The 21,190-nt window shown below is 61.3% G+C and carries 21 protein-coding genes, 1 pseudogene and 1 riboswitch; of the genes and pseudogenes, 4 read left to right on the forward strand and 18 right to left on the reverse strand.

What is annotated here, in order from left to right:
• Nucleotides 1-66: 66 nt before the first annotated feature.
• Nucleotides 67-519, forward strand: coding sequence for a DUF6789 family protein (locus tag GWE18_RS25285; RefSeq protein ID WP_275188397.1), 453 nt, complete (start codon nucleotides 67-69; stop codon nucleotides 517-519).
• A gap of 523 nt (nucleotides 520-1,042) precedes the next feature.
• The gene (locus tag GWE18_RS25290) at nucleotides 1,043-1,246 is read left to right on the forward strand and encodes a hypothetical protein (protein WP_275188398.1); all 204 of its coding nucleotides are present in this window, start codon (nucleotides 1,043-1,045) and stop codon (nucleotides 1,244-1,246) included.
• 235 nt (nucleotides 1,247-1,481) lie between these two features.
• On the opposite strand, the gene GWE18_RS25295 is transcribed toward GWE18_RS25290, so the two are convergent.
• From GWE18_RS25295 to GWE18_RS25355, 13 genes are all read right to left on the reverse strand, one after another.
• Complete coding sequence (locus GWE18_RS25295) at nucleotides 1,482-1,862, reverse strand: fluoride efflux transporter CrcB (protein WP_275188399.1); 381 nt, start codon at nucleotides 1,860-1,862, stop codon at nucleotides 1,482-1,484.
• Between the two features lie 27 nt (nucleotides 1,863-1,889).
• A riboswitch (Fluoride riboswitch) is annotated at nucleotides 1,890-1,952 on the reverse strand.
• Between the two features lie 192 nt (nucleotides 1,953-2,144).
• The gene (locus tag GWE18_RS25300; RefSeq protein WP_275188400.1) at nucleotides 2,145-3,665 is read right to left on the reverse strand and encodes an MFS transporter; all 1,521 of its coding nucleotides are present in this window, start codon (nucleotides 3,663-3,665) and stop codon (nucleotides 2,145-2,147) included.
• Nucleotides 3,568-4,233 carry a hypothetical protein gene (locus GWE18_RS25305; RefSeq protein ID WP_275188401.1) on the reverse strand — a complete coding sequence of 222 codons (666 nt, stop codon included), beginning with the start codon at nucleotides 4,231-4,233 and terminating at the stop codon, nucleotides 3,568-3,570. Before GWE18_RS25305 ends, GWE18_RS25300 begins: the two co-directional genes overlap by 98 nt.
• Nucleotides 4,234-4,415: 182 nt before the next feature.
• On the reverse strand, nucleotides 4,416-4,865 hold the full coding sequence (locus GWE18_RS25310) for a CopG family transcriptional regulator (RefSeq protein ID WP_275188402.1): 450 nt from the start codon (nucleotides 4,863-4,865) through the stop codon (nucleotides 4,416-4,418).
• Nucleotides 4,866-4,875: 10 nt separating this feature from the next.
• A complete protein-coding gene (locus tag GWE18_RS25315) occupies nucleotides 4,876-6,852 on the reverse strand; it encodes a conjugal transfer protein TraG (RefSeq protein WP_275188403.1) in 1,977 nt (658 codons plus the stop codon).
• Between the two features lie 89 nt (nucleotides 6,853-6,941).
• The gene (locus GWE18_RS25320) at nucleotides 6,942-8,669 is read right to left on the reverse strand and encodes a DUF3363 domain-containing protein (protein WP_275188404.1); all 1,728 of its coding nucleotides are present in this window, start codon (nucleotides 8,667-8,669) and stop codon (nucleotides 6,942-6,944) included.
• Nucleotides 8,670-9,037: 368 nt separating this feature from the next.
• Entirely contained in the window at nucleotides 9,038-9,799 is a 762-nt protein-coding gene (locus GWE18_RS25325) for a lytic transglycosylase domain-containing protein (RefSeq protein ID WP_275188405.1), read from the reverse strand.
• Nucleotides 9,796-10,305 carry a S26 family signal peptidase gene (locus GWE18_RS25330; protein WP_275188406.1) on the reverse strand — a complete coding sequence of 170 codons (510 nt, stop codon included), beginning with the start codon at nucleotides 10,303-10,305 and terminating at the stop codon, nucleotides 9,796-9,798. The genes GWE18_RS25325 and GWE18_RS25330 overlap by 4 nt, the downstream gene beginning before the upstream one ends.
• The gene (locus tag GWE18_RS25335; protein WP_275188407.1) at nucleotides 10,302-10,766 is read right to left on the reverse strand and encodes a DUF2840 domain-containing protein; all 465 of its coding nucleotides are present in this window, start codon (nucleotides 10,764-10,766) and stop codon (nucleotides 10,302-10,304) included. Before GWE18_RS25335 ends, GWE18_RS25330 begins: the two co-directional genes overlap by 4 nt.
• 54 nt (nucleotides 10,767-10,820) lie before the next feature.
• Nucleotides 10,821-11,099 (reverse strand): helix-turn-helix domain-containing protein, encoded by a 279-nt coding sequence (locus tag GWE18_RS25340; protein ID WP_275188408.1) that lies wholly within the window; start codon nucleotides 11,097-11,099, stop codon nucleotides 10,821-10,823.
• A gap of 132 nt (nucleotides 11,100-11,231) precedes the next feature.
• Nucleotides 11,232-11,690, reverse strand: a complete 459-nt coding sequence (locus GWE18_RS25345) for a DUF2285 domain-containing protein (protein WP_275188409.1) — start codon at nucleotides 11,688-11,690, stop codon at nucleotides 11,232-11,234.
• A gap of 121 nt (nucleotides 11,691-11,811) precedes the next feature.
• Complete coding sequence (locus GWE18_RS25350) at nucleotides 11,812-12,006, reverse strand: DUF6499 domain-containing protein (RefSeq protein ID WP_275188410.1); 195 nt, start codon at nucleotides 12,004-12,006, stop codon at nucleotides 11,812-11,814.
• Nucleotides 12,007-12,156: 150 nt separating this feature from the next.
• The gene (locus GWE18_RS25355; protein WP_275188411.1) at nucleotides 12,157-12,435 is read right to left on the reverse strand and encodes a DUF2285 domain-containing protein; all 279 of its coding nucleotides are present in this window, start codon (nucleotides 12,433-12,435) and stop codon (nucleotides 12,157-12,159) included.
• Between the two features lie 303 nt (nucleotides 12,436-12,738).
• Here GWE18_RS25355 and GWE18_RS25360 point away from each other — a divergent pair.
• Nucleotides 12,739-12,966, forward strand: a pseudogene (locus GWE18_RS25360) (helix-turn-helix transcriptional regulator); the annotation flags it as partial.
• Nucleotides 12,967-13,054: 88 nt separating this feature from the next.
• Here GWE18_RS25360 and GWE18_RS25365 read toward each other — a convergent pair.
• Nucleotides 13,055-13,375, reverse strand: a complete 321-nt coding sequence (locus tag GWE18_RS25365; RefSeq protein WP_275188412.1) for a DUF736 domain-containing protein — start codon at nucleotides 13,373-13,375, stop codon at nucleotides 13,055-13,057.
• Here GWE18_RS25365 and GWE18_RS25370 point away from each other — a divergent pair.
• Entirely contained in the window at nucleotides 13,374-13,724 is a 351-nt protein-coding gene (locus GWE18_RS25370; protein ID WP_275188413.1) for a hypothetical protein, read from the forward strand. The genes GWE18_RS25365 and GWE18_RS25370 overlap by 2 nt on opposite strands.
• A gap of 195 nt (nucleotides 13,725-13,919) precedes the next feature.
• On the opposite strand, the gene GWE18_RS25375 is transcribed toward GWE18_RS25370, so the two are convergent.
• The 4 genes from GWE18_RS25375 to GWE18_RS25390 all read right to left on the reverse strand — a co-directional run bounded on the left by GWE18_RS25375 (nucleotide 13,920) and on the right by GWE18_RS25390 (nucleotide 21,167).
• Nucleotides 13,920-14,402: a hypothetical protein gene (locus GWE18_RS25375; protein ID WP_275188414.1), complete on the reverse strand. Its 483-nt coding sequence runs from the start codon at nucleotides 14,400-14,402 to the stop codon at nucleotides 13,920-13,922.
• A gap of 142 nt (nucleotides 14,403-14,544) precedes the next feature.
• Nucleotides 14,545-15,468 (reverse strand): DUF2493 domain-containing protein, encoded by a 924-nt coding sequence (locus tag GWE18_RS25380; protein WP_275188415.1) that lies wholly within the window; start codon nucleotides 15,466-15,468, stop codon nucleotides 14,545-14,547.
• Nucleotides 15,469-15,774: 306 nt separating this feature from the next.
• Nucleotides 15,775-16,836, reverse strand: a complete 1,062-nt coding sequence (locus GWE18_RS25385; RefSeq protein WP_275188416.1) for a toprim domain-containing protein — start codon at nucleotides 16,834-16,836, stop codon at nucleotides 15,775-15,777.
• Nucleotides 16,836-21,167, reverse strand: a complete 4,332-nt coding sequence (locus tag GWE18_RS25390; protein WP_275188417.1) for a strawberry notch-like NTP hydrolase domain-containing protein — start codon at nucleotides 21,165-21,167, stop codon at nucleotides 16,836-16,838. The genes GWE18_RS25385 and GWE18_RS25390 overlap by 1 nt, the downstream gene beginning before the upstream one ends.
• Nucleotides 21,168-21,190: the final 23 nt, after the last annotated feature.

Raw genomic sequence — 21,190 nt, forward strand, 5'->3', positions numbered from 1 at the left:
CGCGACGAGTGGCTGCGACCGCGCGGCTATTTGGAAAGCCACTCCTGAGAATGAGCGACCGATACTATGCCTTCAGGAGATAGGATTTGGAAGGCAGTTGTTGCAGGGTTGTGCGGAAGCATTGCGCATTCGCTGCTGATGTACTTCAAGTCTCGGGCTGGACTGCTTCCGTCATTCCAGCCCTACGATAGTCTCCAGACGACGCTGAGCCATGTAACCGGCACTGCAATCCATCCGGTCGTCCCTTGGTTACTTTCGTTCCTGAATGGCTCGACCATCGTCGGTTTGGTCTTTGGACATCTTTATCGATGGCTGCCAGGCAGTTCTGGTGCGATCAAAGGAATGACATACGGTGTGCTCGGATGGGCGATTATGGGAATGGTGTTCTTCCCTATGATCGGCCTTGGGTTCTTCGCACTCCAGGCCGGACTTGGCATTTCACCCGCACTGTTCTCGCTGGCAATGCTCCTAACCTACAGCGTAACCTTGGGCATGGTTTATGGCGCACTCAATTCCTGACTTGCTTGAATGTGATCAGCGCATGTCCGGGTCATTCGCGCCGTTCTGACCGTGCGTCGCTCACTTCCGGTCTGCCCCGATTAGCGGACTTTCTCAGTGACCGTCGGCACGTCTCAAAAGCGGCCATCACGTCACACCGGCAGAGCCGTGCGCGAGCTCATTCGGGCAGCCCGATGACGGGCTTCCCTTCGTGCAGCGCGAGGTCGGCCTCGTCCAACCTGGATAGCGGCAAATGGTGGGCCCCGGCGATCTTCTCCCGCGCATGGTTCCGCAGTATCGATGCCGGTCGGCATGTCTATGCTGTGCTGCAGTACAGGCGCGCGGGCCGCAAGCCTCGTTTGAGCTATATCAAGACACAGCCCGGAACCTGCATCTGAACCTTGCGGCGACTGATCGGCCAAACACCTTCCACAGATCGCGCATCAACATGCCATTCTGGCCGGAGATCGCTGTATCCGTTCGCAACACTGCGTGTATGCATCCGGTGGCAGATTTGACCGGAGGGGGGTGCACCCGTGAGACGATGATCAAGGAAGGCTCGAAGAGCTATGAAAGACGATTGCTGGCGCCCCGGATCGAGCGCCGCTACGACAATGGGCAGCTTACCGCCACCGAGCGCTGGACCGCCATCCTGGGAACATATGTTGTCCTTTATATTCCGGTTGGTCGGCTCGCATTGGCGGACTTCGCCCAACCGACCTACGCTGGGCAGATGGGCCCAGGATAAATTCGTTTCCCCGACGGTGTTAGGACCAAAATCAATCGTATGATTTTGATGCTGAACGACGCCGACCAAAATGAAGCTTTGCGCGATACGCTAATCACGCGGAAGCGCAAAAAAGAAACGGCCTCGGCGTGGCGCATTATGGGCCGCGCTGAGACTTCGGGCGCCTCGCCCGCGTTATTCCCATTACTCGTCCGGCAGCGGGTCCTGGCAAAGCGGCCAGAGACGCCAGCCAAGTTCAGGACAGTGCCCGAACGACCCGCAGCGCGGCGATCGGCGCACCAACAGACAGCGCGACCGACGCAACCATGTAAGCGAATGATGCCAACGTCTGTCCTCGTTCAGTCAGGTAGTAGGCGTCCAGAGAGAATGTGGAAAACATCGTGTAGCCGCCACAATGCCGACTGTCAGGGATACCCGCGTTGCCTGCGACAACTCCCATTTGGCTGCGAACGGGCCAACGAGCACCAATCAAAAATGAGCCGGTCACGTTGATTATGAGCGTGCCCCAAGGAAAGTCCGTTCCGAACAGTTTTCCCCATCCGATGCTGACCAAATATCGCGCGACCGACCCGAGCGCGCCGCCGATCGCTACAGCAAGAATGAGTTGAGGGGTCATTTGCACATGCTCCTACTTGCGCTCTCGCAGCTAGTAGGAGTCATCAGCCAAGAGGGTGGTTATCGGGGCAACCCCTTCCCCATCACTATAGAATGAAATCAGCCAAACACTTTGCATCGACAAGCCCTCCGCAATTGGCGGGCTTCCCAGTTCGCCTATAGGCACATCGCCTCATTTCGGTGCGATGCGGAATTTGGTCGTTATGGAGGCATACGGACATCCATCAACCGCACCGATCAAGCCCATTTTTATGAGTACGCATCTTAGGTAGCGCGATAGCCCCTAAGTCAGAGCAGGCCCTTTCGACAGACGTGCCGGCGCAGCCTTCCGTCGGCTTCCCGTTGCACGAAAGCGAGCTTGAGTTTTTTGCAACATGCTGCACCCCGGATATGGCTGCCGAGCCTTCGCAAGCGCGTCAGGACCCAAGGCAAACCAGACCCCAGCCGCGATCTGCAGGCCGACGTTCAAAGCAAACGCGGTCTGGTAAGCGATTTCAGGATAGTGCCCATCTGTGGGAGCCCAGAGCTGAACTACTAAACCCGTCATGTATTGCGCGACAAACGCGCCACCGATGTGGAAGAGATTCAGAGCCGCATTGGCCCTACCCGCCAATTCCGTGGGGAAGAACTCGGCCAGGATCGCGTAACTGAGGACAGTTCCAGCACCGACCGCCGCCACCACGATCCACGGGACATACGACGGGAGCGGCAGCCGAAGGATCAATGCCAACTGAGCCGATATAAAAATCGTGGCGACAAGGCCCAACAGCGCCCGCGGTCCGACCCCATGTCGGCGCAACCGATCGACCGCGACGCCCCACAAGAGCGCACCCAAACTCAATGCAATCGCCATGATAAGCAAATGGCGGAGCAATTCCGACCGGTCGAGACGCTGGACATCGTTGAGCCATGGCGCCGCCCACAATCCCTGCAACGCCCAGGCCGTCCCAATGCACGTCGCCGAAAGTGGGGCCAGGCGCCAGAAGCGTGGGTCGGCGTAAACCGTCTTAAGACTGCAACGAGCAGGTCCGCCTGCCCCCGATATAGCTGCCGGCATCCCTGGGACGACAAGATAGATGACAAGAGCGCATCCGGCCGAGGCAATCGCGAGCAGTTCAAACAATCCTCGCCAGCCCATCGAGAGCAGCACGAGTTCCGCAGGCAGGGTTGCCGTCAGAGCACCCAACGCACCCAACATAATCATTAGACCGTTGAGCAGTGGTACACGTTCCCTGGGGAACCAGAGCACGAGCGCCTTCAGGCCAGCCGTCAATGATGCAGCGACACCTAGACCGATCAGCGCTCGACCGCCAAGCAGCAGCCAAAAATTGTCCGAGACAGCAAATAATGCCGCGCCCAGAGCTGCAGCAACCATCACGGCACCTTGGATCTGCCCCGGACCATATCGGTCCAACAAGATGCCAATCGGAATCTGGGCGGCCGCGAAAGTCAGGTAGTAAACAGACGTCAGCAGACCAAGATCGCCAGCGCTAAGGCCAAATTCCGCCGTCAAGGAGCCGGCGACCGTCGCATTGATGGTCCGAAACAAAAACGAAAGGTAATAGCCGGCGGCAAACGGAAGGAAGACGGCCAGGATCAGGCGCCACTTCTGGCGCGGGTGCTCTCCGAAGTCTTGGTATTCATCCGCATCCGGTTCGGAGTTTGGCGCCGCTTGTAGTGCCTCCGACTCTTCGCTTCCAGTTTGATCATGCCGGCCAGCAGAAGGAGTTTGGCAAGTGCCGAAAGTTGGAATTGCTGCCGCCCTCCTGGGCGGCAGCGGACGATCCGTGCTTGATGTCTTCATCGCCTCGCGAACCGGCGCCGTTTAGGCGGTATGTCGGCTCAGGCTCGACGGGCTCATCCTCATCGATTGTCGATTTCGAGCCGTTGACGCGTGTTGCATCGAGGCGATCAATTGTCTCCTGTATAAGCGGACGACCCTGCCGAACCCGCTGATCGACCTGCTCGGCCAAAACCTTGAAGCGCTCGTCGCCGAGCTGGCAGGCTTCTCGCAGTTGGTGTTGCGGCAAAGGCGGCATCACCGCGAGGTGATATCGCGCATGCAGCGCGACCGTCTCAGCGATCGTCCGCAAATTGCGCTCTAGAGCATCGAATCGGGCATGTATTTCGTCAAAGCTCTGCCGCACCGAATTTTCTGAAGGACGCGGATTCAGAAATTGTGCAAGGGCAGCCTCCACGACCATGCTCTTTCCCACGCCCGGACGTTCAGTCGCGGCTTCGAGTTGCTCGTGAATTTTCTCGGTGATCCGGATGGTTACTTTGCGGGTTACCAAGGAATTCCGCTTGTGAGGCGACGATTTGGCCACCGCGGCCTGGCTGGCTTCCAGATCGAGTTCGCCGTGGAGCTGCATTTTCGCTCTTCTCCGTACTCTCAGCACACCGGTCATGGCCGCAACGATTGCGGTGCGATGGGATTTGCCAAGGAGTGATTGACTCTGTCGGAGATAACAGAAGGGCAGCATCGTGGACGCTTGCAACCGTTGATGATGGTGATCGTACCCTGGCGTAGCGAAAGAAGAAATTGGCGGCTTGATTAGCTCGCGCCGGCGTCGTCTTTGCCGCGGACGGCGTCCTCCGCGTCATAAGATTCGATACTCACCTCCTTCAGCATGGTCGACCCACTGGATAGCCGCCGTCCGAGCGCTTCGACGAAGCGATCGTAGCGTTCAGCGCCCTTGGCCCGTGCTGCAGGGCTCGATTGCTCCGGCAGCGCCGGTGTGGATGTCAGCCAGAAGCGGATGAATAGCGCGATCGTCTCCAGCGTGACGGTATCGTTTCGTTCGAGCCGCTCGAGCACACGCACGATCCGGTCCAACCGCTTGGCGATGGCAGCCTCCCTCCGGTCGGAGTCGTCGGGCGAAAGGAAGGAGGCGATGGCAGCCTCGGCGACTAGCGACTTGGGCTTGCTGTGACGCTTTGCGAAAGCCTCTAGGCTCGCGAACGTCTCTGGATCGAGGTAGATGCTGAGCTGGGATTTTTTCACGTCGACCTGGTCAGAGGTCCATTGGATCGTCTGGATCGAGGCTGACGGAACGCGCGACGCCCTGCATCGAGCGGTCCAAGACCCGCGCCTGCACGGCCTCAGCATCGCTATCATCTGGAGCGGTATCGAATTCGTTCTCGACCAGCGGTGCCCTGATGACAACATCCTCGTGTTGCGGCAACTTTGGCTCGCGGCGAATGCCCCCGTTGGGATCACGGGACCTGCGCTTCACTTTTGCGAGGAGTTCGACAGAGGGTGCAATTTGCGTGAGGAATGACCAATCGTCCGTCTGCGCGGCCATAGTTACCGGACTGGCAGGGGATGGCTTCAAGACCCGGCACGTTAGCTGCGCATCCTCATAGTATCGCACCTTGCTGGCGCGCACCGGATGCACACCCGAGACCATCACGATCGCCTCGTTAGGCGAGAGCTGCATGACTTCCCCCGGCGTGAGCAGCGGTCGAGATGTTTCCTGGCGGCTCACCATCAGGTGGCCTAGCCACGGGCTTAAGCGATGCCCGGCATAGTTCTTCATCGCGCGCATCTCGGTTGCGGTCCCGAGTGCGTCGGATACGCGCTTGGCGGTGCGCTCGTCGTTGGTCGAAAACGCGACCCGGATGTGGCAGTTGTCGAGGATAGCGTGGTTCGGTCCGTAGGCGCGTTCGAGCTGGTTCAGGCTCTGGGTGATCAGAAAACTGCGAATGCCATAACCTGCCATGAAGGCAAGCTGGCTCTCAAAGAAGTCGAGCCGCCCGAGTGCTGCAAACTCGTCGAGCATCAGAAGCAGCTTCTGCCGTCGTCGATCGATGTCCAGGCTCTCGGTCAACCGCCGTCCGATCTGATTGAGCACCAGCCGCATCAGGGGTTTTGTGCGCGCGATGTCGGATGGCGGTATGACCAGGTAGAGCGAGATGGGCTGGGGCCCGTCAACGAGATCTCGGATGCGCCAGTCGCTCCGTCCCGTGACCTTGGCGACGACGGGATCGCGATAGAGCCCCAGGAAGCTCATTGTGGTCGACAAAACACCTGAGCGTTCGTTTTCGCTCTTGTTGAGGAGCTCGCGCGCGGCCGAAGCGACCACGGGATGAACGCGCTCGCCGAGATGCGGCGTCGCCAACATCGCATTCAGCGTCACCTCGATCGGGCGTGACGGATCAGACAGGAAATTGGCGACGCCGGCGAGCGTCTCGTCGGCTTCGGCATAGAGGACATGTAGAATCGCGCCAACCAGCAAGGAATGGCTGGTCTTCTCCCAATGATTCCGGCGCTCAAGCGCGCCTTCGGGATCGACGAGGATGTCAGCGATATTTTGGGCGTCCCTTACCTCGCAATCTCCCTTGCGGATCTCAAGGAGCGGGTTATAGGCCGCGCTTGCCTGATCGGTCGGGTCGAACAGGAGCACGGTTCCAAAGCGTGCGCGCCAACCGGACGTCAACTGGAAATTCTCACCCTTGATGTCGTGGACGATTGTGGAACTCGGCCAGGTCAGCAGGGTCGGAATGACCAGGCCTACACCCTTGCCCGAGCGGGTCGGGGCAAAACAAAGGACGTGTTCAGGGCCGTCGTGCCGAAGATATCGGCCATCAAAACGGCCAAGCACGACGCCGTCGAGCCCAAGAAGTCCCGCCCGCCTGACCTCACGTGCATCAGCCCAGCGCGCCGAGCCGTATGTGGTCACCTGCTGAGCTTCCTTCGCCCGCCAGACCGACAGCATGATGGCGATACCGATGGCGGCGAATCCGCCGCTCGCGGCGATGCAGGCGCCCTCGACAAATATCTTCGGCGCGTAGGCGTCGAACTGAAACCACCAGATGAAGAAAGAAAGCGGCTGATAGATCGGCCAGCGCCCAACCATGAACCAAGCAGGCCCGAGCTGCGACTGGAAGGCGAGACGCCAGGCCGTCCACTCGGTCGCCCCCCAAACAAAGGCGAGCACGACGATCGAGACAAAGAACAGCTGCCCCCAGAGAATCTTGGTCGCGGACATGAGCGCAGATGCGCTCCCTCCGCAGGCGCGCGCAACGACCACATCCAAGCTATCGCGGTCTCTCGCATCGCAGCGCAGAGATCGGCGGGTCAAATGGAGAGGTCGCGCTTGCGTCCAAAGCTCCAATCGACGCCGCCGGGGCCGGCGATGCCGCTTACTTGCCTGCCAAGTTCGCGCTCAAGCGACGGTGTCCAGGGTACAAGCTGGAAGCCCAGGCCATTGTCGATCATCGCGAAGCGGCCTGAGGCCAACGACAGCCTTCGGCGATAAACTCCCGAAACTGACTCGCCTGCCTCGGCGGGCATATGCACCAGCCCCGTTTCCTCCGCCAAGCGCCGGCCCACCGCATCGATCTCGCGGTTGCGCAGGGTATCGATCAGCTTGCGGCCGAGCGTGACATTGTCTCCATCTCGACGGACGAGGCCCCGTTCCGCCAATGCGCCGATCCGTCGATCGAGCGCGGCGCGGACTTCGGCACCGAAACCGGCGCGTGAGAAATCGGCAGGTTCGCGGGCAACCAGGCGCCGATCGAGCCAGGTCGCCCCTTCGGCTGCTACTTGCTGCTCGAGATTGAGGTCGGAACGGACGGCAAGCGCGATCCGCTGCCGGCCGCTCGCATCCTCAAAGCGACGCAACTCCACAATGCCGCCGATCGGACCGTCGCCGGCCGTAGCGATCTCGGGAAGCTTGAGGTGATGCACACGCCCGTCGATCCCGTCCACCACGGCAAACGCTGTTCCCCTCAGCTCGTCATCCAGCCCGCGGGCGATGAGACGGCCGATTACGGGTTCGCCGTGGCCTTCGCCCTCGAGAGCCCAGGACGACGGTGCGCGAGAAGCGCCATCCCTGGCCAGGCTCTTGTGCAGCCGCTTGATGATATCGCCGCGCTCCCCTAGCGCCCGCAAGCGCTGTTCCGCGTCAGCGGCCAGAACCCAGCGCGCCGGGCCGGCTGGTTCAGCAAGCCCGAGCCGCTCAAGGGTCCGCATCCGGCCGATCCGGATATCCCGCAGCGGATCGCGCCCGGCGTCACGTTCGGGGCGAAGATCGACCACCCCTTCCGCCCTTCCCGCTTCCCGGGCCAGCACCCGATCGAGCCGAGTCCAGCGTTCGCTGGTGACCTCCGCCTCAAGACCGCGCCGTATCTCTAGCTCTGATCGCGGGCCGAGTTCACGCGTGACGAGGTCACCCGCGCGTGCCCGCAAGCCGGATCCGATGTAGTCGCGGCTGATGACGAGATCGGAACCGTCGTCAGCGCGGCCGCGCACGAGAATATGGATATGGGGATGCTCGGTGTTCCAGTGGTCGACGGCGACCCAGTCGAGCCGCGTGCCGAGATCGCGCGAGGCCTGATCCATCAGATCACGGGTAAAGCTCCGCAGGCTTTCCAGTTCGGCGGCATCATCCGGCGACACGATGAATCGGAAATGATGCCGATCGCCCTCGCAGCGTTCGGCGAAAGCACGGCCGTCTGCATCATCCCCGGCAGCATCGAAGAGTTTACCCGGCGATCCATCGCGGGTGACACCGTCCCGTTTGAGATAACCGATATGGGCCCGCAGCGCGCCGGGCGACCGCATCCGGCGCACGACACGCGCCTTGACCATGGCGCCGCGGGCGCGGTTGTTCAAGAGCCGCGCCGCGGCGAGGCTCGCCGCGCGACCGCGCCCGAAGGAGCCACTCCTCTTAACTTCGCCGTGTGAGAGACCGCCTGCCTTCTGCGCGGCTCTGAGGGCCTGCGCGAGAAAGGATTTTGTCTTGGGCGCGCGCGTCGAACGGATGCGGCCTGGACGAATGCGGAAATCGTCGTTGCGGCTCATCGTACCCGCCATAAGGTGTTGAAAGTTGAGTAAGAACAGCGCCCTGGCAAAATTGGCAAGTTGTGCAAGTTCTTCGCAATGTTCAAAACATGGTTGAGATTGCTGACATTTCCCAACCGACCGACCGGCCGCACCTTGCGGCTTTTATCCTGCCCTCCTCGGTCGCTCGTTCCCAGCGCCCATCCTCCAAGCCTGAACTTCCCAAGGATTCGCAGCCACTCGCGAGAAAATGCAAATGCAGTCATTGCGGTTGATCCTTGTTTAATGGATGGAGAGATAGCTCGGCTGGGACCGTTGTGGCGTGGGAAAACCGCCGTGAACTGAGCAATGAATTGCGATGTTGCAGCTTGACGGATGCACACCGATAGTCAGTCGCGTGCGTCGACGCGACCGATAAACAACGGAGACTGCCGCCAAGGAACGGCACGCCTGCCGCCAAATCCGGCGCGCTCTCCGTGTTCGTCGCCGAGCAATGGTGCGACTGCAGCGACATAGGCCACAATGTCCGGTGGAAGCGGTTGCCCTGTTGCGAGGCGATGTTCATATCGCGACGGACCCGCGTGGTAGGCCGCAAGGAAGCCTGCCGATCCGAAGCGGTCATGCACCTCCCTGAGATACGCAGTGCCCGCAAATACGTTGTCGCGCGGATCAAAGGGGTCGAGGCCGAGGCCGTAGCGAACGCCGAGTTCAACCCGGGTGCCAGGCATGAGTTGCATCAGGCCCATTGCACCGCGAGGCGAGATTGCATGCCTGTCGCCTCCGCTTTCAATTTGGATGACGGCACGGATCCAACGCGCCGGCACGGCAAAACGATCGGAGGCTTCCTCGATGATTTTCGCAAGCCGATCGGCTGACTTTGCTCGTGATAGATTCTGCGCTGACGCTGGTGACGCGAAGCGGAAAAAGGCCGCAGTTGGGAACAAGAACAGCAAGACTGAAGCCAAAATGCGTGCGATCGGCGAAAGCGAACCTAAGCGCTTGGATGCACGGTCAGGTGCGTCGGCATAGCTGTGCCGTTGCGTGCGGCGTGAGAGGGTTACGGTTGTGAGCTCCGGCCGGGAGGGAAAGATCAACGACCAAAGATAGGAGCAACGATCGGATGATAGGCAGCGAGTGGAGCGCATGATCATTCCTCGTCGGTCCAGATCGCAACCGCTTTCCCGATGACTGCGGATGCTGGCAGTGGTCCAAAGTAACGACCGTCGAGTGAGTCCGGTGACTGCCAGTTCATGATAAAGACGTCACCATCAGCAATGACGCGGCATCCGTGCCAGGCCGGAAGCGGACGGCCTCGCCCGTCGCGTTCACGTGCATGGCCCATATCGATACCGTCGACAACGATTGCTACGCCGTGTCTGCAGACCGTTTGTCCAGAAAGCGCCAACACGCGCTTGAGCATAGGAACGCCGAGTGGCAGGTACCCATTGAGATCGAGGAATGCGGCGAGAAGATCGGGTGGCTGAACGGCAACAAGTTCAGTCACGGTCAACTTTGTCACGGGCCGAAGCCGGTAAAGGCCGATCGGAACGCTATTTGATGCGTTCCATATGTAGTGCGGCGTTGCTCCTCTGACCGTCGAAAGGAGAAGAACGGCCGTTGCAAATGTCGTGAAAATGGTCGCGCACCGAGCATTCATGACATCACTCTCCGCCGATGGAGCCAGGCGTGGTGACTGGATCGGGTGTATGGTCGCGGTGTTTCGTTGACCGACAATCGGTTATGAACGTGGTGCCAGTAGTCGGGTGCCGCGTCGGCAGGATCGATGTCGAGCGCCTCGACGGCATCGATCAATTGCAGAACCCGTTCGACCTTCAGCCAGCCTGATAGTCGCAACAGGCTCTCACCGCCCGGCGTGATCCAGGGTACCGTCGAATAGCGTTGCCCCGGTATCGCCGCGCGCAAGATATCGATGCGGGATAGAACGGTCCCAAAGTCGCTGGATGTCCAACGGACAAACGCGAAGATGCTGCCGGGAGTGAAAGACAGGACGCGTCGATTGCGGTCCAGGACTTTCTCCGACACGGGACGACCAAACCGAACGCGATTCTCGATGCGCTTCTCGAGCCACAAGAGCTCGACCGTGGTGAGATCGCTCACGGTGAATTCTCTGGTTGGGTATCTTTCGGGGGTGTGAGCTTGTCTCTTCATGGATCAGCGCCGCTCCTTTCCCGCATAGGGGATGGGAGCGTGGCGTTTTGCCGGCAGTACGGAGCCGGTGCCTGGATCGCTGGTCGAGGTTCTGGTGCCGATGTCTGCCCATGCATTCAGGTCGGCAACCGCGTAGACGACCCGGCCGCCGATTTTTCGGTAAGCGGGACCGGTGCCGTAAGTCCGGTGCTTTTCCAGGGTGCGGGGTGAAAGGCTGAGATAACGGGCTGCTTCGGCAGTCCGCAGGTATCGTGGCGATATGCCGAGGCTAGCGTCGGACATCTGACAAGCTCCGTTGCCGTGTGGAGCGCCAGCGAGGTTGTTGGCGCGTTGATGGCGACAATGACGGAGAAGGGGCTGGAAGGGGGATGCCGAAGATGAGGGGTCTATTTTCGATACCCCGCAGGAGAACGCCTATTTCTTCCGAGGTCGCGGACGCAGCAATGCGCGGTAACCGCCACGCATCAGGGCGATGCCGTCTCGAACCAGGCGGATCGTCCGGCTGCGAAGATCGTGGCTTTTCCAGGAGCGGCCGTGGATTCGCTGCCTACCGAATAGGCCTTCGGCAATCTCTCGATAGCTATTTCCCTCCAGCCATCCGTCGAGGGCTCGTACGGCTAGAATAAATCGCTGGCGCCGCCGGCCAGGCAGGTCGAGATGAGGAGGACCCATAGAACGGCCTTCAAGCGCCAACCAAAATCTGTTTGCTGCCAGGGAGCTAATGTCGAAATTGGCATCGAGCCGCAATTCAATGGCGAGCGGTGCGCCTCTGGAAACAAGCCTTGGCAGGTAAAGGCGATGGATCGCGCCTCGTAGTGGTACGATCGCGTGCCATCCATCTGGTGCACGACGAAATTCGCCGCCAGGCAGCATGGTCAGATCAAGATTATAATGCCCGATGTCCCTGGACGGGGCTATTTGGCGCAACGACAGGACGGATGGCAGAGCCTCCGGCGCCCAGAAAATCGGTTGTCGATCGAACGCCTTTTGGGGGTCAGCTGCGAAAAGACAACCCCCATTTGTGCCGGAAATCGTCGGTCGCACCATTCAACCGCGCGGGAGTGGTAAGGGCTCCATAGTCCTTATGGTATTCGCTGTCGCGGCGCAGCCACTCCCAGGCAATGTCCACCGTTTCTGCCTTCTCGAAGTTGGCGTAGGCCTGCTCTGATCTCCAATCAAAACCTGACATCGTACTAATTCCCCACTGCACTAAAACGGAAGAATTGCAGCACGACAAATGTGACGCTTTCTGGTTGCGTTCATGCGTCCGCCCAATCGCACCATTAGCTTTCCCGATTGGGCGTCAATAAGAATTCACGTTAGTGTCAAAGGGCCTTCATCATTCGCCCTTCGGCCATCCTCGCCGGAGCAAATCACGGTAGCCGTGGCGCGCCACCCACTTCGCTCGAGCTAGATGACTGTCGAAAGCACGCCGAGCGCGGTCCGGATCGAGTGTGGGATCGATCTGAAGAACGATACGCGCGACTTCGCGCCAGTCAGCGTTGTCTGCTTCGGCATCGAGGAGACGTGCATAAGTGACGGCATGTTGCTCATCGTAGGGCGTCAGCGCCGGCTCGTCTGGCGCTGTATCAACAACTTTGGCATTGAGCGGCGGCATTACAGGAAACTCCTAAGGCCCTAGAAGCTTCGACCGGGCGAATGCTGGCTGCACCTCAGCTATCTTCTCGCTAGCGGCCCAACCGGTCCACAGGTTTCTGGACTGCAAAGCTTAATTAATTCTTCGAATGCCAAGGTTTCCAGGTCCCAGTGCGATCGTGACGTGCAGCCCGTGATGGAACACTTTTCAAGATACTGGCTTCTCGGTGGACCGGCTGAAAGGTGCTGTCGTCTTCGATCCACGACAGTAGCACAAACTCGATGAATACATATTATAGGAGATAAACCTCATAGTATGTAGAGACGCAACTTTGGGCGATTTAGAAAAGCTAAGGGCTTTACCCAGGAAAGTTTTGCCGAGACTTCCGGCTTTACCCAACAATACATCAGCGATCTCGAGCGCGGCCGACGCAATCCAACCGTGGTGACGATATTTGAACTCGCCAGCACGCTCGGGATGAGCCACATCGATCTCGTTGTGGCCGATGATGAAGCCCGCAGCGAGCGGACGAAGAGCGGCAAACGCAAATAACCTGTCTAACTCGTAGTTCGCGAAAGCCGGAAGTGCGGACAAAGCGAAAGCCCCGCCCGATTCTTCGGGCGGGGCTTGGCGGCGGGGTTTACTCGCCGTTCTTGCGCGGCCGCGACCAGAGCAGGGTGTAACTTTCGCCACCCTCATCGTCGAACAGGTTCGCGTAGATCGGCGCCGTGAAGGAGGGATCGTCGAGCTTGAGCGAGAGGTAGTCGCGGCCCTCCTCCGAGCGCTTCGACCAGGCCGCCCCGATCTCGGCCCTGCCCACAAAAACGCGGTGGCTTGGTGCGTTCTCGTTAGAGGAGCGGTTCTGTTCGGCGACGATGCGGACGCTCTTGGCAAGATTCAAGGTGTTGATCTCGCCCTGGAAATCGTTGCCGACCTTCTTGAAAGAACCGATGTTAGCCATGTCATTTCTCCTGTTGTGTTTCGAGCCCGCGACCACCGCGGCCTCGATGGCGATGGGCAGGCCGAGGACGATCGGCGACGCACCCGCTCGCGGGCCGGAGCGAAGCGGAGGACGCTGTCGAAGCGACTTTCTTGCCTCGCGAGGAATGGGCGTTAGCCCAGGGGAAGAAAGTCGCTTCGACAGCGTTGCGGCTCAGACGATCGAGGCGCAGCCGGTCTTCGGCCAGATCAAGCCATCACAGAGGCCCGGTGCGTTGCGTGCTGAAACGCAATCTCGGGAGAAGACGTGGCTAATCTCGGTGATGCTGTACAAGAGGTCTGAACAGTTGGGCGAAGAAAAAGAAACATAATGCGGGGAATGGCGGAATCGTTCCTCAGAGCGACCGCCGAGAGCAACGTCCTTGCACGTCTATGCGCAGCGGGACTGAGATCCACCCCACCCGGTCCAAGCGCTGGGGGAAGACAATGGCGTTCTTTCGCTCCGGTCCTGAACACCCCTCGCGCCGATTTACGCGAACCTGTTCGACGACGAGGGGGTGAAGAGATCATCCCTCTCGCGTGGCGGCCGCGAGAACTGGCTGAGGACTGTCGCCGACCGCCCTGCCCGGTTCGACTGGTCGGGTCTTCGTGAAGACGGCCAAACGCGTCCACGCTGTGCCGCCGATAAAGACCGCACCGACGCAAGCGAAGACCTCCCGCCAAACGAGCGACGGCACGCCGAGTTGCGCCATTGCTAGGACGACATGATAGCCAGCAAATGTAGCCGGCAAAGCAAACACCGCCGCAATGATGGCGCGCAAGATCAGAGACCGGGTGATGGCGAACGCGATTTGAGCGATCGCAAGGGAGATGCCGCCGGCGGCGACGGCAACTAGCGGCGTGCCGAGCACGCCGGCGCCGCTATGAAAGGCCCAAATGCCGGCATTGATCGCCACGAAGAACGGCACGGCGTGAACCGCCAGCGTGAAGATCAACCAGCAGAACAGACCGATGCCAACGGTGTTGAGAAGAAGTCCTAGGGCGAGCATGGTGGTGGCTCTATGTGCAAAGGTGTAACGGACGCGCCTTCCACCACCACCGCGGCGCGAATTTGGACATAATATCGAAACGAGGCGGAGTTGCGGCGATGCAACTCCGCGTTGGTGGCGTCGGAAGGGAGCAAAGCGGCGCTCATGCGCCGCCGAATTTCCAGACGGGTATGCCGAGCCGCTTTGCCTTGTCGGCGAGGTTGTCCTGGATTCCTGTGCCCGGGAAATGCATGACGCCGATCGGTAGGAGTTCGAGCATGGCGTCGTTGCGCTTGAACGGCGCCGCCTTGGCGTGCTTCGTCCAATCCGGCTTGAAAGCGATCTGTGGCACCTTGCGGTTAGTCGCCCATTTGCCGGCGATCAGCTCGGCGCCCTTTGGCGAGCTGCCATGGATCAGGACCATGTCGGGATGCTTGGCGTGAACCTTGTCGAGGCGATCCCAGATCAAACGATGGTCGTTGAAGTCAAGGCCTCCAGTGAGTGCGATTTTTGGCCCTGCCGGCACCATGACCTCTGCCTCGGCGCGGCGCTTGGCGGCGATGAAATCTCGTGAGTCGATCATTGCTGCCGTGAGCGTGCGGTGATTGACAAGTGACCCCGATCGGGGGCGCCAGGAAGAACCGGTGTGGACCTCAAAACGCTCGATGGCCTGATCGCGGAACAGTTCGAGGCAGTTGCGGCGTTCGACTAGCGTGATGCCTTCGGCCGTAAGGCGCTCAAGCTCAACTGATTGCACTTCGGAGCCATTCTGCTCGCGCTGGCTTTTGCGTTGCGCCTGTTCGTTGTCGTCAAGCTGGCGATTGATTCTGCCTGCCGCACGGTGGAAGAGGTTGACGGTCGACCAGAGCAGATCCTCGAGGTCCGGTTCGAGCCGGGTGGCGTTCAGCGTGGCGACCAACGCGTCGAAGATGTCCGCGATTGCGCCAGCGATCATCGTACCTTCGGGCAGCGGTCTCGGATCAGGTTGGTCGTCGAATGGACGGTAGCCAAAGAGCTGCAATTCGCTGAGGACGTGGTCGGTCGGAGATGACGCGTGCGGCGGTTCAATGTCGTCATGATCGGTCATGGGATGAGGTCCTTCGCCGGATCGGCCGCGACCATCGCGGCCTTCGTGGCGATCCTTAGACGGCGGGCGGAACGGGCCAGAACCCGAAAGCGAAGCGAAGGGCCGAAGCGCCAGCGGAGGATGGCGAAGGCCGGCTATTTTGCTTCGCGATGCAAAGGCCCGAAGGGCCGGCGGAAAATAGCCGGTCGAAGCCATTGCCGGCCCGGGCCGCCTGCCGTCCGATCGCCCTCTAGAAGGCCGTGGTCGCGCCTCTCCGGCATTGGCCGTCGTGACCGAACTGTCGGCGTCGATGACAACCAAACACGCTTATTCGACAGTGGCCGACAGGAGCAGAAAGCGGGAAACGTCCTCCGGTGCCAGCTGAATCCGCAACGCTACGCGGAGGGCATCGAGGCCGAAGACATGCAGATCCTCGTTAAAGTCACCCAACCGAGGTGACAACGGGATTGCTTCGATGCCGGCGGTTTCCGCGCGTTGCGACAGAACGACTTGCACCACATCACCTGCGGCATCGGCGTCGCGGGCGATATAAAGCCGACGCAAACTCGACGACAGCGCCATGGCTGAGAGGTGATTGGCCGACAGTGCAGCGGCCATCGGCAGGGTCGGAAACACGCAGCGTAGCGATAGCATGGTCTCGATGCCTTCGCCGGCAACAAGCACGTCATCGTCCGCTGCGCCGAAACGAACTGCGTTGCCAAGCAGGTCGCCCATGGCTCGTCGGGGCGTGTCGATCGGGGCCTTGCCGAGCCGAACGTGATCAAACCCGTCCGGATCGAGCCACGTGCGGTGCACGCCGGTAATCCTGCCGTCGAGGTCGGTGACGCGAGCGATCATCGCCGGCCAGGTTTCGGTCGGCAGATGCTCGTCAGGCCGATAATAGCAACGAGGATGGAAGCGGAGGCTACCACCATGGTGCACGTGCAGTATTCCACGGCGCTGCAAGTACGTCTCAACGATGGTGCCCTCAATCGGACCTGAGATCGCAAACAGCCGTCTCGCAGCCTCTTGCGATCCAACCGGTACTGCCAGACGAGCGGGTTTCGTGATGAGCTCCGGTTCAGTATGGGGCAACTTCAGAAAGCGCCTTGCCTCCTCGGCGACCTCGCGGAACTCGCGTAAGCCTCGGCTCTCGCGAATGATGTCGAGGAGATCGCCATGCGCGCCGGTCGCGGCATCGGTCCACTTGCCGGCGGGCCCCTTCGGCGAGTCCTGGAGCCGCACGAACATCGAGCGGCCTGGGGAATTGTGGACATCACCAACCAGCCAATACCGTCCCTCGCGCTTGCCATTGGAAAGGTAATGGCGGCACACCGCCTCCGCCTCGCGCGCGAGGCGATGTGCAAGGTGGGAGGCATCGCGGGGCATCACGCGGCCTCCCGTTCGGCGATGCGCTCGATTGCGTAGCGATCAAGGAGCTTCGCCAGCACTTCGGTGCCATCAGCGTCAGTCGGCACGAACATGCGCAGCTTCCACGAGATGATCTCCCCGAAGAGCCCATAGGTGCGCAGTCGATCGCGCATCGTGTCGGTGAATCCCGACAATTCGATACGGCAGGCGCCCATGACCCGAACGCGGCGAAGCTGGAGGCCTTCGGCGAGAGTGAGAACCGTCCGGCCCTCAAGCAGCGCAGCAAAGACAGCGTCCGGAGCCAGCTTTGGCGCGTCGGCCGCAAGGACGTTTGCGACCCAGGCGGCCGAGACTTTGCGGCCAACGACGCGCTCGCCAGCATCGGTTTGCAGCCGATAGACCCGGGTCGACTCGTTCGGCAGCCGCTTCCAGATCGGCAGCAGCAAGCCTGCCACCACATGGATCGTGCTTTCCGTGAACTCGGGGACCTCTGCAAGCTCCGCCAACCAGGCCGCGCTGAAACGCTCGCGATCGGCTTCAACCCAATGGCTTTCCGCCATCAACTTCATGGGGACGCTGTGCTGCTCCATCGGGCGGATCAGCCGGACACGGCTTTCAATCTCACCGTCGTCGAGCATGAAGCTCGGCGCCGGAAACTGCACCGCGGGCCGGCCGGAGCGCTCGTTGATCAGCAGGACGGCACGTAGATCCGAAAGACGGCCGAGGGCATCATCCAGGGTGACAGGACGGTTGCGCTCGCGCTGGGTTATCGTGAGAAGCCGGGTTTCGGCGCCGGTTGTCGGATGAACATAAATTGTCCGCCGATCAGTGATGACAAAACTCTCAGCACGGAGTGTTTCCAGCCCGACATCATAGGTGCCGGACGCGATCGCCCCCTCGATGCGAGCGGTCAGCAACTGCTCGAAGGCCGTGAAGAGAATATTCTGAAGCTCGATGGTGAGGGCGAGCAACCTGTTCAGGAAGGTCGTGATCGGCGGCAGCTCGTCCTTGAGCCCATTCGCATCGGACAGCTTCAGCCCGGTGGCGTCTTCAAACGTCTCGAGCGAGCAGCCCTCCACCTTCCCGCGCGCAAGCAGCATGTAAAGTTGACGCAAGGCGTCACGGCCATACTGGCTTTCGAGATTGTCCTCGGGCCGGAACAGGCCCTGGCCCCCGGTCTGTCGCTGACCTCGCGTGATGGCACCGAGCGTATCGAGCCGGCGAGCAATCGTGGACAGGAAGCGCTTCTCGGCCTTCACGTCCGTCGCAATCGGCCGGAACAGCGGCGGCTGCGCCTGGTTGGTCCGGTTCGTGCGGCCGAGGCCCTGGATGGCGGCATCCGCCTTCCAGCCGGGCTCAAGCAAATAATGGACCCGCAACCGGCGATTCCTTACCGATAGCTCGGCGTGGTAGCTCCTACCCGTGCCGCCCGCGTCGGAGAACACCAGGATACGCTTGATGTCATCCATGAATGCGGCGGTCTCGGCGAGGTTTGCGGAGCCCGCACGGGTTTCGACCAGCAGCCAATCGCCCTTGCGGATGATCCGGCGCGAGCGGCCGGTTACCTCGGCGACCATATCCGTCCCGAATCGCTGGACGATCTGGTCGAGCGCGCCGGGCACCGGCGAAAGCGACGCGAGCTTCTCGATGAGGCGGTCGCGGCGTACAACGGCCTCACGGCTTTCGACCGGCTGGCCGTCGCGATAGACGGGCCTGGAACAGAGGCTGCCCTCGGAGTCCGTGAAGGGCTCGTAGAGCTGGACCGGGAAGGAATGGGCGAGATAGTCGAGCACATACTCGCGCGGGGTGATATCGACCTGGACGTCGCCCCACTCCCCGGTCGGGATTTCGGCGAGCCGCCGCTCCAACAGCGCCTCGCCCGTGGAGACGATCTGGATGACGGCGGCGTGGCCCGCGTCGAGATCGCGCTCGATCGAGCCGATCAGCGATGGCGTCTTCATCGAGGTCAGGAGGTGGCCGAAGAAGCGCTGCTTGGAGCTTTCGAACGCGGATCGCGCTGCGGATTTTGCCTGCGCGTTCAGGGTCCCGGTCTCGCCGGTGATGTTGGCGGCCCGCATCGCGGCGTCGAGGTTGTTATGGATGATGCCGAACGCGCCGGCATAGGCGTCATAGATACGAACCTGCTCGGGCGTGAGCTGATGTTCGACGAGTTCGTATTCAATTCCCTCGTAGGACAGAGAGCGCGCCGCATATAGGCCGAGCGCTTTGAGGTCGCGCGCCAACACCTCCATCGCCGCGACTCCGCCCTCCTCGATCGCCTCGACGAACTCAGCACGAGTGGCAAATGGGAAGTCGTCGCCGCCCCACAGTCCCAATCTCTGAGCGTAAGCCAGGTTGTGCACCGTCGTAGCGCCGGTCGCCGAGACATAGACTACACGGGCATTCGGCAAGGCGTGCTGGAGCCGCAGGCCCGCACGCCCCTGCTGAGACGCCGCCTGGTCGCCGCGTGCGCCCTTGCCGCCAACCGCGTTCTGCATGGCGTGGCTCTCGTCGAAGATAATCGCTCCGTCGAAATCGGAGCCCAACCATTCGACGATCTGCCGAACGCGCGAAAGCTTTTCTCCGCGCTCGTCGGTACGCAGCGTAGCGTAGGTGGTAAATAGGACACCTTCCGCGAGTCGGATCGGCGTACCCTGCCGAAAGCGCGAAAGCGGCGTGACGAGAAGCCGTTCCATTCCAAGCGCGGACCAGTCGCGCTGCGCATCCTCGATCAGCTTGTCGGATTTGCTGATCCAGACCGCGCGGCGGCGACCTTTGAGCCAGTTGTCGAGCAGGATCCCCGCGACCTGCCGTCCCTTGCCCGCGCCGGTACCGTCGCCCAGAAACCAGCCGCGACGAAAGCGAACGGCGTTCTCCGCGTCGTCGCGTGCGGCCGCCACGACGTCAAAGGTCGCATCGACCGTCCAGGCGCCGGCAAGAAACTCGGAATGCGCCTCTCCGGCATAGATGATGCTCTCGAGCTGGGCGTCCGAGAGGATGCCATCCGCGACAACGTTGGCCGGCAGGTGCGGCCGATAAGACGGTTTTGGCGGTCCGACTGAGGCCATCGCCGCCGATTGGACGAGCTTGGTGGGATGCGGTTGCGCGCCTGGAATGCGGATCGACTGCAGCGTATAGGCCTCATACAGCGCATCGCTGATCTGGCTGGCATCCGTGGGCGTCCAGTCCACCGGCTCGTAGGCGACTTCGGTCGCTACGAGGTCAATTGCTGGCGCCATCGCTGGTTGACGCCGGCCGAGGTAGGCGCGGATGGTTCGAGGCGTGGGAGCGCTGGCAATTGCCGGCACCACCGCCGCCGCAGTGCCAGCAACTGGCCGACGTGGCGGCACGTATTGCATGACCCAGGCGAGCAAAGTCGGCAGGTCAGGCGCAATGCCGGGTGATGCGACGAATATCCCAACATCGTCAGCCGGCACTCGATCGATAACAGTCAACCTCGTATCGATGCTGGTCCCGTGCTTGGCATAGACAGCACCATCGATCGCCGCCGAGAACACGACGCGGCCCTGTTCTTGCAAGCGCTTGAAGGAGTCGGTCCAGGCGGGATTCTCGGGGGCGACGTTCGCGCCTGTGATGGTGACCAGCCGTCCGCCTTCCGAAAGACGAGCCAGCGCGGAGCCGATGTGCCGTAGTGCCGCATCCGCCATTTGGCGATCGACATGAACCGCTACCGAGAACGGTGGGTTCATCAACACGACACTGGGCACGACGCCGGCATCGAGATGGTCGTTGATGTGCGCGGCGTCAAACTGCGTCGTGCAGACGGCGGGAAAGAGGTCGCTAAGAATGCCGGCACGGCTTTCGGCGAATTCGTTGAGGATAACGGAGGCACCGGAGAGTTCGGCGAGGATGGCAAGAAGGCCGGTGCCAGCCGACGGCTCCAGCACGACGTCTGCGGGCGTGATTGCGGCGGCAACGCTGGCGACGAACGCCAGCCCGATCGGTGTCGAAAACTGCTGGAGGGATTCACTTTCCTCGGACCGACGGGTCTGGGTCGGAAGGAGACTGGTGATCCTCATCAGCATTGGCAGCATGGCTGTCGGCGATGTCGCCTTGGCACGCATGGCGGTGCCATGTCGCCGCAGGAACAGGATGGTCGCCGCCTCGCAGGCGTCATAGGCGGTCTTCCAGTTCCAGGCGCCGGTCGCATCGGAGGCACCGAAGGCGGCCTCCATCGCGCTGCGCAGGACGGCGGCATCGATGCGCCGGCCGCGTTCGAGATCGGTCAAAAGCTGCCGCGCGGCCCTTACGACAGCGGAGGCGACAACTGCGGTGGCACGCATCGAGAGCGGCGCGGCGCTTACGCCGCCGACGAGAGATTCGGTCATGGGAGGATGTCTCGGGGAGAGCG

It is taken from the genome of Bradyrhizobium sp. CSA112 (assembly GCF_029051645.1).
GTDB lineage: Bacteria > Pseudomonadota > Alphaproteobacteria > Rhizobiales > Xanthobacteraceae > Bradyrhizobium.